The following is a 12,701-nucleotide window of genomic DNA, read 5'->3' on the forward strand; positions in this document are numbered from 1 at the left end:
GTTTTACTTGACCACTTCACTGGCACTGCGTGTACCAAAAGAAGACGTTATTCAGCAAGCCTGTACCTTCTTTAGAGAACGCCTAAACCATACCGACATCCGAAGTACCAACGAACTCAAAAAAGCCCTGTATGAACGTTACAGACTTAGACTGCGTGAAGAGGACCTATTTATGCTCCACATGCTCATTGGCTCTAGCAATCTCTTTGACACGGAGACAAACAAACGAGCTCGTAGCTGGCAGTTCTGTGGTGTAAACACATTCAACCAACTACTCGTGAAATACGGTTGTGACTGGTCAGCAGCCACTGAATCAGGAGATGTCAAACTCAATGGTCGCGATACCAAGGCAGAAGGCTGGATACGAGCCTTACGTAACACCTGAACCTCGCTAAAGACTATGGCGTGATGCCGTATAGCCACACCCTAGAGGTATGGCTTAAAGCACCATTAAACACCTCAAAACAAACCCAACTAGATGAGTTAAAAACGCAGCTAAGTGATTTAGATGCAACTTGGAAAGAACGGCAACGATTTGATGACGATGGCTTTGATGTCGCAATAAAACCCAAGTCTGCTTTTGAGATGTGGATCTTTCAGCAGCTCATCAATGGTTACCAAGGCAAGTGTTGGATAAATGGCTCAGAGCCGCCCTATCACGCTGTAAAGAAGCATTCTATCTAATACGTTAAACACAACCCACCAGCTTAACGACCCACAAACACGTTCACCCACCACTCTAGAGGCCACCTTGTTATCAAGGTGGTCTTTTTATTTTATTCGTAAAAAGGAAGCACTCATGCAAACAACACAACTAAACAGCTCATCCAAAGACCAACAGGATTCTTTACTCACATCAGAGGCAAAAAAAATTAAACCGATCACGGTACTTGTCCAATGGTCGGAATCTCGCGAGTTCACTGAAGAAACACTCTATGACTTTAATGAATTCGAAAAGAAAGCTCTGAAAGTTGCCAAACGCAATCCATTAGGCGGGTACGATAAGACAAAAGTAACCGTGACCTTTGACAATGAATATCAGCACGAATGTCGCTTAGATTTAGGCTGTGGTGGTAATGACCAAAGCTTTGCTGAACACTGTTTAAGTATGGCTCGTTATTATCGTCAGCATAAGGGGGATGTCGATAAGCCTTGGCTTTATGACAAACACCACCAGCAGTTAATCGAACTCATAAACACTTATGAATTGGACCACTCATTCGTAGACCTAGGGCGTATGCAGGTTAAACAGGTTGAGGAGCAAGCCAAAGCACAAGAGGTAGCGAAAGAAGAAGCCAAACAAAAGGAGAGGGAAAAAGCATGGCGTAAACACCAACAAGCGGAGGAGGCGTTTCAAGAAACCCTAGAAGTCCCACAATGGGCAAAGGGCGTGATTGTTGCCACACTCACGGACTATGACGCTGAAAGCAGTGAGCCGTATGCGGGTGAGTTTCATACTAAGACGTTAAAGACAATCATTCTCGCTTGGTCGAAACACTCTCGAAACCTATTCCCTGAGCTGCGCAAAGCATGCCTTAATCACCCTGAAACGGCTTTTCTTAACGATCCAGAAAAAAGCGTTGAACACCGTGAGCGCTTTGCCATGGGAGAAGGCTATTACCTAACTGACACCAAATATATCCGTTATGGATGGCAAATCAAGAAGCGAAACTTTTACAGAGAGGAGAACAAAGCACGGTATGTGCCTTTAGGTGAGATCGCGATCAGCGAATAAAAGAAGAGAGGCGATCAATTCGCCTCTCTGGATGGTCTTATTTTTTTCTGTTATCAACGACAGAACCGCTTGGTGATCACAGAAAAGCGCTTCATTGACTTCACGTCGTACGGACAATTGCGAATCAGTGTCTTTGCTAATTTAGCAAGTCGTAAATAACTACAGATATTGCAAAGTGAGATGTGGAGAGCTAGTGTAATGAGTAAAATAGCACTAGCTAACAGGCTTGATTGAACTGTAATTACGTTAAATCAGATACAGAACGAGCCACATCATCAGCCCCTTTTTGAATTTCATCTATCATTACTGAGACAGACTCCAATCTTTCACTCGTATCTGCTGATGAGCGAGATATATCCCCCATAGATTGAGATATTTCATTGGTGAGAGATAAGTTATCTAAAACAACTTTACTTATCTCTTCGGTTGATGTGGATGTCTTAGCAGCCAAAGCTCTGACCTCATCAGCAACAACAGCAAAACCACGTCCATACTCTCCAGCCCTAGCAGCCTCAATTGCTGCGTTAAGAGCCAGTAAATTAGTTTGATTTGCAATATTACCTATAATTTGAACAATATTTTCAATACTAGCTGAGAGCTCTTTTAGTTGGCCAATTAACAACTCTGAATGTTCAATCCTTTCAACTACGGAGTTAGAAGCATCTTGAGCTAGAGTTAACGATGACTTTCCATCCGCTGCTACCTGGGCAGTTTCAACAGCGGTACTATAGGCTACCGATGTGGCATCAGCCGTTGCCTCTTCCTTTACCACCTCTCCGGTAATGTCTGAAGCAAATTTAACCACTTTATAAACATCACCTTTTGCATTAATAATTGGGCAGTATGATGCCTGAATCCAGACCCGCCCACCCTGAGAGTTCTTCCTTAAAAAGCGACCGCTAAACGATTTACCAGATTGTAACTCTTTCCAAAAAAAGGATTCTCTTGATAAAAATCATCAAAGCAAAACATTTTATGATGTTGAGCCTTCACTTGGCTTTCCGAGTAACCTAGCGTATTTAGAAATTGCTTATTTGCTTCAATGATATCACCACTAGGCAAAAAAGAAATAACAGCAAAAGTACTATTTAGTGCCGACAGTAACTCATTATTAGCCAAGCTTAAGCGATGATTGTAAGTTACATCAGATGCAACCTTTACCACCTTAACAACTGTGCCATTCGAGAATATAGGGAAGTAGGTAGCCTCAATAAAAACTTCATCCTTCGCCTTGGTTAATCGAGTAAATACCCCACCTTTTTTCTTCCCTAAAGACAAATCACTCCAAAATTGAGCATATTCTGGAGTTCGAACAAAATAATCCGAGCAAAATATAGAATGATGCTTACCTTGAATCTCCTCAATGGAATACCCCACAAATTCAAGAAAAGGGGCGCTTGCCTTTAGAATCGTTCCATTTAGATCAAACTCAATCACAGCTAAAGATTGGTAAAGAGAGTCAACCAGTTCAAGATTTTCATCTGGCAAACTTTCAACCTTTTTTTTATTCTTTATAAAAAACAAACCAACTACCTATTAAATATATGTTCGTAATGTTAAGCACAAATAGATAATGCTGAAAATTCATTTGAGATAAGAGTGCCACAAGGACACCCATTTTTTATCAGCAATGATTTTAATTGAAAATTCAGTTATGTAGCGTTCGTATAGAGGTCGAGTAAGACTGAATGCTCCTTTATCAACGCTTTTATTTTTTTAGAATAATGCTCGCCAATTTCATTATAATCGACAACAACGCTCGCTAACTTTCCCCTCTTTTGTCTAATCAATTTCTGTAGTCCCTCGCTCATGGATTGGGCAGTGAGAAGCTGACGAGTCAAAATCAAATCAGTTTCTAAAAAGAAAATAAATAACAAAGCAATTTCTTCAACTTGGTTGTTAGGAGAAAACCTTTCTATATTAACTAATTGATTAGCAGTAGCAATACAATCACAACAAGCTCGAGCAGAGCCTAATAGAATAAGAGTCACATCGCTACGCGAGCAAAAAGCACATTTATACTGGCTCATTACTTCTTCACCTCAAAGATGCTTAATTCTGAACTTAATTCTTGCGTCACTTCAACAACTGATTTATTTGCCAGCACTGACTTTTCAATACCTTCAAGATTTTGTTGAACCAATACGCTCATATTTTCAAGCTGCATAGATATATCCGCAGTCACCGCACTTTGCTCCTCTGACGCTGTAGCTACGATGGAATTAACATCAGAAATACTCAAGACTTTTTCTGATATAGCATAAAATGCTTGTTCCAACTCATCAGTTGTAGATTTAGTTAAATTCATCAATTCAACATTTCGCCCCATGGATTCATCTGCTTGCTGAGATTGGTCTTGAAGTTGAGATATAATTTCTTGGATATCAATAGTTGATTGTTGATTGTTGAGTTTTACCCGCTAAAGCTCTAACCTCATCAGCAACAACAGCAAAACCACGTCCTTGATCACCGGCCCTAGCAGCCTCGATAGCAGCATTAAGAGCCAATAAATTAGTTTGCTCAGAGATATTATCAAACACAACGACTACGCTACTGATGCGTTCAGAGTATTCTCTGAGTACATTAACAATAGTCTGGGTTTCTGATATTGATTTAGATATCTTCTCAGTTACATCTGTAGAGTTTTTAAGAGCAATCTGGCTCGACTGGATAATATCGCTTGCTTCAATTGCCGATTGTTCAGCTAGTTGCGCATTATCAGCAACATCTCTGGCTGTTGAGGACAGCTCAGTTGATGCTGTTGCTATTTGCTCAACTGAAGAGAGTTCGTTTATAGAATTACTCTGGTTGGCCTCGATGAGCTCCAAGGACTCATCTTGCCTTTGGTTAATAGACTCCAAATTAGCGTTAACTTGTAACAATGTGGAATTCAATTTAAAAGATAAACGCGCTACAGAATCAGAAATAACATCTAATTCATTGTTCCCTCTTTCAAGCTTAACTTGCGATAATTTTCCATTATCTAATGCTTTAATCCAACTTACGATCAAGGGGAGGTTCCTTAGCTCTCTCTTAACTAAAAAATAAGATACACAGGTAGAAATAATAGATGCGAGAAAGACAAGCCACCATGCAAAAGAAGATGTTGATTTGAGAGCTAATTCAGAACTCAATACAGCTTCTTTACTAATATCTAGTTGTAATAAAATCAACCCGTTCAAGTCTTCCCCCATAGCATCAATAATTGCATATAACTGAGCAATCATTTCTATGTTACTTATCTGATTAGACTTATGATTTTCTATAAGTAATGAGATATCCTTTTCGGCCTTACCTATTTTTACGTCCAATCGCTTTGCGAGCATTCCCTCCCTAGATATTAAAGATTTCTGGAGGTATTTAGAGTAAATATAACGAGCTTCCTTCATCGCACTAGATGCACCAGAATAAAAGCTAGCTCTATCAATCATACCCACATTGTATTTATTAGCTGCATCAATAACGTTAACTGCATATAGATCTGAAATTCTTTTTAGTTCAGAAAGAGGGACTACTCTATCGTCATACACCGACTGAAACCTCTGCATCACATCATTAGAAATATTGTCGCTTTGCAAGTTAAGAGCAACTAAAACGATAGAGAATAAAACAGGAACGACAAGGAGCTTGATCTTGATGGATTTCATAATAGACATTAGTTCTTTATATAGAAAGGATTTATATTCCAGTAAACATTAACAAAAGCTAGATTTTGAATTCAAACTAACATTCTAAACTTCAAGCTGAACCATCAAAAATTGAGAGCACCATTCTTGATGTTTTTTATAACAACAACCTTCCTTGATAGATGCGTCTATTGTATATGTTATCCATATTTTCTTCTGTTACTTAAGGTACATAATTATTTATTATTTTCAAACTGCACAGCCACGAACAAAGGGCGGAAGGCCATGTTGGTTCAGTGATTTAACCATCACGACGGCACTCATGATGAAACGCGTGTTTTCTATACCACTGAGAGCGCTGCAGGATTTATCGACTCGATATTCAGACAGGCTCATGTTCCATTAAGTTGTCCGCGTTGCACCAGCATCAGTCGTAGAACCAAGCAAGTTGAGAGTGTGCGTCTGCGAACCGACTCATTGACTTTCTAATATCGACACAGATACCGCCAACTAAGGCGGTATCTGTCATTCTGAACACTATCCGGGGAAGGTGGACTATTCCGTTTGGGCATACTCCAAGGAAGAAGATGACCATGGTCATCAGCAAGCTTAACAGGTAAAGCGGTCAGTTATATGCTAAATCAGTGCTCAAAACTGATGGCTTACTGCGGTGACGGTCAGCTACGCATCAGCAACATCATGACTAAAAATGCAATCCACCTATTCGCAATGGGGCGAAGAGCTTGGCTCTTTGTTGAGACACCATCAAGTGCTCAAGCGAGTGCTACTTGTTAGAGCTTGATTAAAACGGCGAAATTAAACAATCTTGAACCTTACTCTTATCTTCACTCTTTCTCAGTAAGCGACCAGATACAGAGGTGGTCGCAGATATAGAAGCGCTTCTACCATGGTAGTCAACGGCTTTGGTTCCCCACCTTCATAGCGACAAATCACGGCTGACGCCATAATCAACAATTAAAGCATCGACACTTTTCCATCGAGTTACACGTCGAAATAGAGAAGGGGATTTCAATAAGGCCACAGGTTTGACACTCTAAATTATACTATTTCATTCTCATATCAAAGTGAGGGTAATGCTGACGCACCCACAGTTGCTGCTCATTCATTCGAGCTAATGAAATATGGTTAAGCAACTTAAAAACCACACTTTTCCCTTTAATAAAAATGATGTAGCCATACACATCTTCTTCATCACCGTTCGGATAGGTAATCACGCCATCAACAATCGCTCCCATTAACTTTTCAGACACACCTTGGGTTAAGATCACCACAGCACTTTCAGACAAGACCGTTATCGGTCTTGAGCGCTCCTTAATAGAAATAACAGGACAACACTCGTCAGGGTATTGCATTTTAATGTATCGCTTACCTTCACTTTTTACTTTCATTACTCCTCCCATTCTAAGATAACGCTACTGTAGAAAAGTCGATTTTCGGCTTTTATTGGCGACACCCCGTCATTTACTTGATGGACCATTGCCGATTGTAGTCACTCATCAGGTAATGGCTAATGTCTTTCTTAGCTGAGCTTGTGTTAGGTAACCTGTTGCTGGTATCAACTCGGCTTTCAAGCTTCTAAATTACAGCTCCATAGGGCGCATCCCAACGGCTCTCTCAATTACTCATACTTTTCTTTAACTTATAACCCGCGATGATGTTTCGATAGTTTTTTGAGCAGTACTGACGACCTCGATCACTATGAACGATAACTTGCTCAGGGAACTCGCGACGGAACAATGCCATTGGTAGTGCATCACAGACCAGCGTAACTGTCATTCTGGAATTCATAGACCATCCGATTACTTGTCTTGAAGTAAAGGTCAATAATTACCGCCAAGTACAGCCAGCCTTCGCTTATCGCAACATAGGTTTTCTCCCGCCCATTTTTCATTCGGAGCCGCTGCGTTAAATCTTGACGCTTCATACTGGTCGCTATAGTTTAAACCTTGTGGTTATTACCGCTTTCAGACAGTTCTTTTGGGATTCACCTTGAACCATCTCGGCCTTTGTTGTTTTCAAAAGCTTCTTTGACCTTGGTATCAAGCTTTTGACGTATTGCCCCGCATTGGATGGCCTTATGACTATGTTTAATCCAGTAATAAAACCCACTTAGGGATACCCCGAACACCTTAGTCATACGCACAATATTGAAGCACAGTAGGTGTTCTAGCATAAATTCATAGCAATTTATTTTAGATTTTTCGCGAAGTGGGTCGCGACCTTTTTTACAATTTCTAGCTCTTCTGCTTACTCAGCTTTGGCAACCTCTGCGGCTAGCTCTTGCTCTTTCTTGCTAGTATTGGTGTCTTTCTTCGAGTTCTTCCGCCACCCATAGATTTGAGATTCATGTAAAGAAAGCTGTGTACCTGTATAGGTATATTCTAATAGTTATCTTCCAGCGCCTCTCGACAGAGAATTATTCACACTGCTCAGGGGAGTCAATACTTTTATCTAACTCTCGTTTGACTTGAAACTCAACCAATGGCATAAGTTGACAAATTTCATTAATGTCGACCTCATTTACAGGGCCGTTTACTCTAGATTGAGTCTCAATGTTAGTAAGCAGGGCACTTACTTCCGTTTCTCCAAAGCTAGTCAAGATCCCTTTTAAAGAGTGAGCCAGCATAAATAGCTGAGGCCAGTTCTGCTCTTTATAGAGCTGATTTATCGTTCTCTGGCAATCCCGATACTCTTCAAGAAAAGCCTCCAATACTAGTTGTATAGATTCAGAATTATTGTCTAGTTCTTTAAAAAAAGGTGAAAAATCAATCATAATAATTACCTTTAAGAGTAAAGCTAAAGAGCGTCTGGTAAAGGAAGGTTTATACCGACTCGTTTTATATCTTCTAACCATAAGCGCCAGTTAGTAGGTAAATAATTGTAACTCATTAGTTTATCGAGTTGTTCACTCTGATATTGAGTCTCTCGATTAAATAAAATGCTCGCTTTCATCAAACCTAGTTGAGCCTCAACACATAAAGGATACTCATCAAGTAGCACTTGGTAACAAGTGTAGGATTTTGGATCATTCGTATTATTTGCCTCTTTTGCAACTTGTAGTTTTTGTTTTAAACCTCTTACTTTATCGGTCCGATACTTCTCTGAAGTCAAATTCATCAACTCATTTTTAGTTTGCTTATCAATAAGGTCTCGTGTAGCCGCCAAGGTTAATAAGTATTCTGAGAGCCAGATTTCACCAAACTGTTCAGCTAAGTGAATCATTTTTACCATTAAAGCAGTTGGTAACTTATCAAATAAATCGTAATGAGGACTAATAGCCTTAAATAAACACTGATGCGCTTCATCTGGTCGATTTTTCATTAAATAAATGTAAGCGGAAAATAGCTGTTTATAGCATATTAAGAATGGGCGTTGTGAAACAGTAACTTTTTGATTCACAATTTTAAAAAAATGGATCATACATGAAACCAACTGTTTTCTCTCGCTTGAGGGTAATTGTTTTTGTAGTTGCTCTAATACACAATCACTATAACAGATCACACCACTGAGCCATGATATATCCATAATAGATAAGTTCTGTGCGAAAGCTTTTCCAATACTTATCAACGTAGAGGTATTATGGACTTTAGCTGAAAGCTTTGCTGCGGTTAACATTCTTCTCTGAATACTAGGTGTACACTCAAATGCTCTAATTGCTACTCGTAATGCATCATGTGGCCTCTCCAATTTATCGTAAATATATGCCAGCTTATCGAGGGCTTTATGTGCTAAAGGATTCGAAATTAGGAAATTTTCTAGTATTTGACTCGCTTCATTAAATCGCCCTTGTTGGAGAAAGTCAGAAGCAATTGAAGAAACTTTGCTCATATGCATTGGCGTTGTAGACCGTTGTAACATTAAGGATAATAAAGCCCACTGCTGCTGCTCTTCGAGTGTGTCAAGTATATTTGATTCAATTACAATCAATGAAGGACTTATATCAATTATTGAGCTCAACTCATCTGCCTTTTCGAATAAATCAACCTGCTCATTAGCTATTAATTTTTGAGCTTGAGCTATACTCTTCTGATCATCACGAACGTTAATAATTTTCACCGCTAACATTTGTGTTTGAATTGGTTTTTTAATGAAATGTTGCACTTTACTTGATAATACGGTGAGTACAGTTTCTTGGCTAGAATCTCCAGAAATAACGATAATACCAGTTTGGTAGTTTAATAAATTTTTCTTACGTAGCAAGTAGACTAATTCATTCCCATTAATACGTTGCTCTAAATGATAGTCGACAATTAAAACATTATAAAAACATTGGCTCACACATTTAACAGCTTCCTGATATGATGAGCAAATATGGATATTATCATGTGGTGTCCCTAATGAATGAATTTGTTGACGAATTAACATTGCCGACGTTTTTGAGTCATCAACGATCAATATATTTAGACATTTAAAATTATCTATATTTTTTATTTTATCATCCATACTTACTCCCTGCCTAGCCTATCCCATAAGTTTTCACAATAGCCACTATTTAACAAAAAAGTCAAAAAAATGGCTAATTACACTTATAATATTACCTTATTCCTCCATAGCTCTAAGCTTGTATAATTTGAATATAGACACTCCTTACCAAATAATAATTCGACCACAGACACTGAACTTGTCATATATTTCCCTGCTTTAAGACACTTGCCGTATTTTTATTACCATATGAATTAGAGCTCTTATTAAAAACTCTAACATCATCATTCAACAGTGAATAAATTTCCTTATTTATAATGCTCTTCTGCTCTTCTGTACACCTACAATAAATTTCAAATAGGTTTTTGACTTTGACATCTGTTGTCATATTGCCCCCTCAACTTGTGCACCTAGTTCACTATAGCTCATTGAATATTTAAATGTCGAGGCCATTTCAATTCTTCCTACAACATAAGCCTCTTTATTAATTGGAAATATTTTTATCAATCATAAGGTTGAGTAGATGTTCATTTTTTAACTATCAATAGTTAAAAGGGATGACTTACTTGCACTTCTGTTACCTGTGAAACAAGGCATGCTTTATATTTGACGTTAGAGTCCCCCCGCCTCTATTAAGCCGGAGGCACCTAGTAAAACTAACGTTTTGTACAATTGTTGATGAACCTATTTTGTTCATATTCCCAGCTCTCATAATCCTCTGCATGAAAGCTGATTTTTCTATCTCGAATTATAAACCCTCTCCCTTCATACACAATCAACTTGAAAATACAATCTTAAGAAAATTATTATTGATTCTAAACGCCAATTAACCGGTAACTCGATAATTTAAGTAATGACTGTACACCAACAATTTTCAGTGGCCTTTGCTTTAAAGTAAATGTGCTTCTACGGGTTCGTCTCTTACATAAGCCATCACGCGTGACAGATGAAATTGGTCTGCATATTTCAACTCAGCTCTCTACCGTAGATGTGCTGCGTACAGAAGACTCCGATGTAGAGTATTAGCTATGAATGGTAATGGAGCACTTCTACGCTAACAGGTACTTCGATTACATTGCGCTCACCAAGTGATTCTACTCTTTCTCATTCTAACTCCATCAGCTTTCCTCTCTAACCTCTCTCTAACCTCTCCCTAAACCTCTCCCTAAAGCTCTCCCTAAAGCTCTCCGCTTTCAAGAACACTTATTCCCTTGTAAACGTCCAGAGATTCTCACTCTAAAACAAAAAATATTCAGGCATATGTCATCAATGTGAATACCCATCATTGAATCCGACAGGAGCCCGTAATGACTACCCCTAACTCTGATTACAAAAAACAACAGCGCTATCAGGAAAATGAAATCCTAGAGCATGCCGCTGAGATACTCGCAACGCGCTATGTGCGTGGTGACGCCTTAATCAGCCCAGATGCCACCAAAGAGTATGTACGCTGCAAACTCGGCAGCTATGAACGTGAAGTGTTTGCTTTACTGCTACTGGATAACCAAAACCGACTGATTGAGTTTAAAGAGCTCTTTCATGGCACCGTCGATGCCGCCAGTGTCTACCCAAGAGAAGTAGTAAAAGCTGTGTTGGAAGTGAATGCAGCAGCAGTGATTATGGCTCACAACCACCCTTCAGGTGACTCAACCCCCTCACAAGCGGATAGACGTATAACCGAAAGACTCAAAGACGCGCTCGCTCTGGTGGATGTGCGCGTATTGGATCATGTCGTGACGGGCGAAACCTGCACCTCATTTGCTGAGCGAGGCTGGCTATGATTGAACAACACTATGGTGATATCAGTATCAATGATGCACTGCTCTCGTCACTAGAAAATCTTCTTATTGGTCATACACTGCCTGAACAGGCTGAAAGACTGGTATTGAACTGCCGTCAAATGAGTTACTACCGCCATCGTCAAGGATTGCACCCTATAGAGATACAGCTCAAACGAGAGTCACGCTCAGAGCCTTGGCTTATCGTGTTCTTTGCGAGCTTTTCTTACCCTAATGACAACAGTACTTCAGTAGAGCCAGAGTTGTACTTTCATCTTGCTAATCGTTGGTTTTATCAACCCGATACAGGAACAACGGATTTATCTCATCCAGAAGTGCAAGAGGTGCTCACCGCTTGGATGAATGCATTAACTCGCCACCTAACCCGAAACGTCTTTGATAGCGTGCAACTCTCGCTAGTCAGCTCGTTTAACTAATCCTCTACCTACTTTCTGATTTATCCCTAAACAAGGAGGACTGTCGATGTCCCAATTAGCCTTTACGTCATTACCCTTACCTGTCTCTAAGAAGCTGTATGCCTTACTCAATGTGCGTTACTCGGCACATTTGTTTAACAATAAAACGCTCTCCACCAGCCGTCATGTGGTCTTTAACTTTCGTGATAAAACTTACAGTGCTGATGCTGGTGGCTTTCACCCTGTCGAAATGTCTATTTACCAATCTTCAACAGGAGAATGGTGTATTGAGTACATCACAGACTTTGCTTATATGGGGAACTACTACCCTGAGCTTGAGCGGAATTTGGATTTTGACTTTCGCGCTCGTCAATGTTTCGCCAGCTACCACGGCTGGTTTTCAATGAAAGATAACCGTGAGGCTGTCGAGCTGTATCAATTGTGGGAGAGTAACTTTCTCACATACGTCGAGATGGAGGCATTCGACGATATTACCCTCACCCCGCAATAACTCATGACTTCCCTTCTTCTACAAACCATCAAGCTTATCTCTGCCCTCATCACGTTACTTTCTCTTTCCCCTTTCTTTGGTGCCATTGGGACCCTAACGACCTTAGGCTTTCTAGTGGTACTGCTGATTGGGTTACTGGTAGCCATCTCAGAGCTGAGAGATAAAAACAACCGTCGATAATGTTAATCGACT

General features: G+C 39.8%; 15 protein-coding genes and 3 pseudogenes. 9 read left to right on the forward strand and 9 right to left on the reverse strand.

Translation table 11 applies throughout. The features are described 5' to 3' along the window. From BCT49_RS26130 to BCT49_RS10135, 3 genes and pseudogenes are all read left to right on the forward strand, one after another. Positions 1-385 (forward strand): annotated as a pseudogene (locus tag BCT49_RS26130) (hypothetical protein); the annotation flags it as partial. Positions 386-405: 20 nt separating this feature from the next. After that, entirely contained in the window at positions 406-684 is a 279-nt protein-coding gene (locus BCT49_RS26135; protein ID WP_241908049.1) for a hypothetical protein, read from the forward strand. A gap of 115 nt (positions 685-799) precedes the next feature. Beyond that, positions 800-1,735 carry an LPD25 domain-containing protein gene (locus BCT49_RS10135; RefSeq protein ID WP_102435110.1) on the forward strand — a complete coding sequence of 312 codons (936 nt, stop codon included), beginning with the start codon at positions 800-802 and terminating at the stop codon, positions 1,733-1,735. A gap of 241 nt (positions 1,736-1,976) precedes the next feature. Here BCT49_RS10135 and BCT49_RS26140 read toward each other — a convergent pair whose 3' ends face one another. The 5 genes from BCT49_RS26140 to BCT49_RS10150 all read right to left on the reverse strand — a co-directional run bounded on the left by BCT49_RS26140 (position 1,977) and on the right by BCT49_RS10150 (position 5,391). Beyond that, positions 1,977-2,540 (reverse strand): methyl-accepting chemotaxis protein, encoded by a 564-nt coding sequence (locus BCT49_RS26140; protein ID WP_277869416.1) that lies wholly within the window; start codon positions 2,538-2,540, stop codon positions 1,977-1,979. Positions 2,541-2,620: 80 nt separating this feature from the next. Next, the gene (locus tag BCT49_RS26145; protein WP_133151657.1) at positions 2,621-3,259 is read right to left on the reverse strand and encodes a PAS domain-containing protein; all 639 of its coding nucleotides are present in this window, start codon (positions 3,257-3,259) and stop codon (positions 2,621-2,623) included. Between the two features lie 128 nt (positions 3,260-3,387). Beyond that, on the reverse strand, positions 3,388-3,765 hold the full coding sequence (locus BCT49_RS10145; protein ID WP_102435111.1) for a hypothetical protein: 378 nt from the start codon (positions 3,763-3,765) through the stop codon (positions 3,388-3,390). Next, the gene (locus tag BCT49_RS26150) at positions 3,765-4,064 is read right to left on the reverse strand and encodes a hypothetical protein (RefSeq protein WP_241908050.1); all 300 of its coding nucleotides are present in this window, start codon (positions 4,062-4,064) and stop codon (positions 3,765-3,767) included. The genes BCT49_RS10145 and BCT49_RS26150 overlap by 1 nt, the downstream gene beginning before the upstream one ends. 55 nt (positions 4,065-4,119) lie before the next feature. After that, positions 4,120-5,391: a methyl-accepting chemotaxis protein gene (locus BCT49_RS10150; protein ID WP_241908051.1), complete on the reverse strand. Its 1,272-nt coding sequence runs from the start codon at positions 5,389-5,391 to the stop codon at positions 4,120-4,122. A gap of 241 nt (positions 5,392-5,632) precedes the next feature. On the opposite strand from BCT49_RS10150, the pseudogene BCT49_RS10155 reads away from it, so the two are divergent. Together BCT49_RS10155 and BCT49_RS10160 are read left to right on the forward strand one after the other, a co-directional pair. After that, positions 5,633-5,814 (forward strand): annotated as a pseudogene (locus BCT49_RS10155) (transposase); the annotation flags it as partial. Between the two features lie 180 nt (positions 5,815-5,994). Then, positions 5,995-6,156 carry an IS66 family transposase gene (locus BCT49_RS10160; RefSeq protein ID WP_102435112.1) on the forward strand — a complete coding sequence of 54 codons (162 nt, stop codon included), beginning with the start codon at positions 5,995-5,997 and terminating at the stop codon, positions 6,154-6,156. 269 nt (positions 6,157-6,425) lie between these two features. On the opposite strand, the gene BCT49_RS10165 is transcribed toward BCT49_RS10160, so the two are convergent. From BCT49_RS10165 to BCT49_RS10180, 4 genes and pseudogenes are all read right to left on the reverse strand, one after another. Next, positions 6,426-6,770, reverse strand: coding sequence for a hypothetical protein (locus tag BCT49_RS10165; protein WP_102435113.1), 345 nt, complete (start codon positions 6,768-6,770; stop codon positions 6,426-6,428). 232 nt (positions 6,771-7,002) lie between these two features. Beyond that, positions 7,003-7,743: pseudogene (locus BCT49_RS10170) on the reverse strand (DDE-type integrase/transposase/recombinase); the annotation flags it as partial. A 55-nt stretch (positions 7,744-7,798) separates the two neighbouring features. Beyond that, entirely contained in the window at positions 7,799-8,155 is a 357-nt protein-coding gene (locus BCT49_RS10175; RefSeq protein WP_157938608.1) for an Hpt domain-containing protein, read from the reverse strand. 23 nt (positions 8,156-8,178) lie between these two features. After that, a complete protein-coding gene (locus tag BCT49_RS10180) occupies positions 8,179-9,825 on the reverse strand; it encodes a response regulator (protein WP_102435115.1) in 1,647 nt (548 codons plus the stop codon). A gap of 1,286 nt (positions 9,826-11,111) precedes the next feature. Between BCT49_RS10180 and radC the strand changes: the two genes are divergently transcribed. Genes radC through BCT49_RS10205 form a run of 4 tightly spaced genes read left to right on the forward strand, consistent with a single transcriptional unit; the run spans position 11,112 to position 12,689 of the window. Next, positions 11,112-11,585, forward strand: a complete 474-nt coding sequence (gene radC, locus BCT49_RS10190) for a RadC family protein (RefSeq protein ID WP_102435117.1) — start codon at positions 11,112-11,114, stop codon at positions 11,583-11,585. Next, positions 11,582-12,019 (forward strand): DUF2787 domain-containing protein, encoded by a 438-nt coding sequence (locus BCT49_RS10195; RefSeq protein ID WP_198595840.1) that lies wholly within the window; start codon positions 11,582-11,584, stop codon positions 12,017-12,019. Before radC ends, BCT49_RS10195 begins: the two co-directional genes overlap by 4 nt. A gap of 46 nt (positions 12,020-12,065) precedes the next feature. Then, on the forward strand, positions 12,066-12,509 hold the full coding sequence (locus BCT49_RS10200) for a DUF2787 domain-containing protein (RefSeq protein ID WP_102435119.1): 444 nt from the start codon (positions 12,066-12,068) through the stop codon (positions 12,507-12,509). 3 nt (positions 12,510-12,512) lie between these two features. Then, entirely contained in the window at positions 12,513-12,689 is a 177-nt protein-coding gene (locus BCT49_RS10205) for a hypothetical protein (RefSeq protein ID WP_004735678.1), read from the forward strand. Positions 12,690-12,701 lie beyond the last annotated feature (12 nt).

It is taken from the genome of Vibrio lentus (assembly GCF_002875945.1).
GTDB classification, from domain to species: domain Bacteria; phylum Pseudomonadota; class Gammaproteobacteria; order Enterobacterales; family Vibrionaceae; genus Vibrio; species Vibrio apostichopi.

What these genes read in the sequence shown, in the direction of transcription:
- BCT49_RS10135 (WP_102435110.1), top strand. Translation starts at nt 800, where the DNA reads ATGCAAACAACACAACTAAACAGCTCATCCAAAGACCAACAGGATTCT.
- BCT49_RS10145 (WP_102435111.1), bottom strand. Translation starts at nt 3,765, where the DNA reads ATGAGCCAGTATAAATGTGCTTTTTGCTCGCGTAGCGATGTGACTCTT.
- BCT49_RS26150 (WP_241908050.1), bottom strand. Translation starts at nt 4,064, where the DNA reads ATGGGGCGAAATGTTGAATTGATGAATTTAACTAAATCTACAACTGAT.
- BCT49_RS10150 (WP_241908051.1), bottom strand. Translation starts at nt 5,391, where the DNA reads ATGTCTATTATGAAATCCATCAAGATCAAGCTCCTTGTCGTTCCTGTT.
- BCT49_RS10160 (WP_102435112.1), top strand. Translation starts at nt 5,995, where the DNA reads ATGCTAAATCAGTGCTCAAAACTGATGGCTTACTGCGGTGACGGTCAG.
- BCT49_RS10165 (WP_102435113.1), bottom strand. Translation starts at nt 6,770, where the DNA reads ATGAAAGTAAAAAGTGAAGGTAAGCGATACATTAAAATGCAATACCCT.
- BCT49_RS10175 (WP_157938608.1), bottom strand. Translation starts at nt 8,155, where the DNA reads ATGATTGATTTTTCACCTTTTTTTAAAGAACTAGACAATAATTCTGAA.
- BCT49_RS10180 (WP_102435115.1), bottom strand. Translation starts at nt 9,825, where the DNA reads ATGGATGATAAAATAAAAAATATAGATAATTTTAAATGTCTAAATATA.
- radC (WP_102435117.1), top strand. Translation starts at nt 11,112, where the DNA reads ATGACTACCCCTAACTCTGATTACAAAAAACAACAGCGCTATCAGGAA.
- BCT49_RS10195 (WP_198595840.1), top strand. Translation starts at nt 11,582, where the DNA reads ATGATTGAACAACACTATGGTGATATCAGTATCAATGATGCACTGCTC.
- BCT49_RS10200 (WP_102435119.1), top strand. Translation starts at nt 12,066, where the DNA reads ATGTCCCAATTAGCCTTTACGTCATTACCCTTACCTGTCTCTAAGAAG.
- BCT49_RS10205 (WP_004735678.1), top strand. Translation starts at nt 12,513, where the DNA reads ATGACTTCCCTTCTTCTACAAACCATCAAGCTTATCTCTGCCCTCATC.